1 protein-coding gene and 1 pseudogene are annotated in these 1,443 nt (G+C 48.3%); both read right to left on the bottom strand.

Annotated features, from left to right (window positions below; translation table 11 throughout):
* Window positions 1-84: 84 nt before the first annotated feature.
* Window positions 85-606 (bottom strand): AAA family ATPase, encoded by a 522-nt coding sequence (locus RCH09_RS19635; protein ID WP_326942826.1) that lies wholly within the window; start codon window positions 604-606, stop codon window positions 85-87.
* 192 nt (window positions 607-798) lie between these two features.
* Window positions 799-1,347, bottom strand: a pseudogene (locus RCH09_RS19630) (GIY-YIG nuclease family protein); the annotation flags it as partial.
* Window positions 1,348-1,443 lie beyond the last annotated feature (96 nt).

The following is a 1,443-nucleotide window of genomic DNA, read 5'->3' as shown; positions in this document are numbered from 1 at the left end:
CGGCCCCATCGATTCTGGACTGATTTCTTAAAACCGAACCGTCGCCAGGAAATCACCGAAGCTATTTCGCAGATTTCGCATTAATCAGCGGTTCCCTAGATGAAGATAGATGACGCTGGCAAAAAAATCTACGACCTCTCGAAATTTTCCATTGCTGTTTACTTGCTCGAGATTTGTCTGAGTGAGACGTTCAGGATCTGCCTTATCTAAGCTATCAGGCCTCGTTACAAGCACACCGACTACATCGCTTCTATAAACTTCTTCTCGCTTGACAATAGGACGACGTTTCCCAGCTGTTTCCTGAGTGATCTCCAGAACATATTTCCAGGTCACTTCGTCGCTATCCACCAAATCAACTTCGAAATAAATATTGTTGAACTTGCGAGCGGCAAGAGAGCGGATCTTTGCAAGTCCCCCACGATCTTTCAGCGCCTTTTGCAGCCCGCCACCACTGCTGCTACTAACGTCGCGCAAGAACCGAAACACATCGAGAAAATTCGATTTGCCAGAAGCATTTGCTCCTACGATGAAAGTCCGGGACGCTAGTTTTACATCAACATCTTGAAAATTGCGCCAGTTCTTGATCTTGATGTTTGAAATTTCCATCTGGGGTTCCTAAGAAATTTAGTCTCTAATTTTTGATATCGGCTGACTGCCATATCTCTACACAAGGCGGGCAAAGGCGACGTTCATGCAGGCCTCGGTAAGTCTTCTAAACCAAAGCCACTCTCTGTATTCTAGCAATGATTCAACGCGAGCAGTAATTCGTGGAGTGGTTAGGGCCGCGCCACGAAATTGTTACTCGGAGCTTAAATTTATTAAACGTGCAGATTTGAGGTCATATGTCACATCGGCAAGTGAGCCATCGCGAATGTGATGAACGGCCTCGTCAATCACATGAAGTGGGACTAAGAACCATTCGTTCGGCTTCACCGGATGACCAAAGCGATCCTCGATGGTTAAGTCGAGTTGTGCAGCCCCAAATAAGCGATGAAAAATATTTTCAAGTTTAGTACGGCTTACGTTGTGGAGCTTGTAAGTGGCGACGATTTCCACAGCGGCCAACAGATAAGTCGAATCTTTTTCTGCGCCTGCTATACGGGTTTCAACCCTGCCGCCAGTTACGCCGATCTTGTGGATTAACTCGCGATGTTCAACAACGAATGGATGGCTGGAGAGACTACGCAACACGTAGATCGTTCCGGTCTCGATGTCGTCAGGCTCTGCGGCGCTACCAAACAGCGGACCATCATCCCTGCGGATAAGGCGACGACCTACAGGCGTGTTTCCGTCAGGATAGAGGGAGCGCGACAGAGAACGCAGCAACAGGTTGCTCTCGGTGTGGTTGGGGGGTGTCAGGTATTTTGTGTAAACGGGTTTTCGTTTAAGCCTGCGGCACCCGGTCTTCAAACTGGATGGCGAAGCGATTTAATGCCGCTTTCC

This window comes from Actimicrobium sp. GrIS 1.19, assembly GCF_035984655.1.
Taxonomy (GTDB): Bacteria; Pseudomonadota; Gammaproteobacteria; order Burkholderiales; family Burkholderiaceae_D; genus Actimicrobium.
The sequence above is the reverse complement of the archived record's forward strand: the minus strand, read 5'-3'. Positions and strand labels throughout refer to the sequence as shown.